The organism is Vibrio sp. OPT46 (assembly GCF_015163535.1).
Classification (GTDB): Bacteria; Pseudomonadota; Gammaproteobacteria; order Enterobacterales; family Vibrionaceae; genus Vibrio; species Vibrio alginolyticus.
The window spans coordinates 1-629 of sequence record NZ_JADDYG010000627.1; the positions used below are offsets into that span (position 1 = coordinate 1).

At 36.9% G+C, this 629-nt stretch carries 1 pseudogene; it reads left to right on the plus strand.

What is annotated here, in order from left to right:
• Positions 1-209: 209 nt before the first annotated feature.
• Positions 210-629, plus strand: a pseudogene (locus tag IQR33_RS23900) (N-6 DNA methylase); the annotation flags it as partial.

Below are 629 nucleotides of genomic sequence, written 5' to 3' on the forward strand. Positions count from 1 at the left end.
CCGCTAGTTTGGGATTTATGATTATATTTGACAGGATTTGGATAATTACATTGAGTGAGGTGTTATCTATCTATATGATTTTTATAAGTATGTATGCGTGATGCTCTCGATGGGAGTTAGATAAATCTATTCATTTGATGCACGACATAGGTTAATATCCTATATAAGAAATCTTATAAGTTGACCACTTAGATGAGCGAGTACATGAACTAATGCTTAACCCACATTCTTTAACTAAAAAAAGAGAGCTGGGTGCTTACTACACACCACCTGAACTTAGCCAAGTTTTAACGGACTGGGCTATTGTGCGTTCTGACGAGGATATTTTAGAACCTAGCTTTGGGGGGTGTGGGTTCTTTGACAGCAGTATAAAAACACTAAGACGTCTTGGTTGCCCATCTCCAGAGAAACAATTGTATGGTGTGGATATCGACCAGCATGCATTTGGCATCTTAAGTGAAAAATTTGGACATATGGTTGAAACTGTAAATCGATTTATTAAGAAAGATTTTATTACAGTTCATCCAACTGACTTCTTAGTTCAGCAATTCGATGTTGTATTAGGTAATCCCCCATATGTTTCAATGCACAATATGACAGAGAAACAAAGAGAAACGTGTGACACGGTT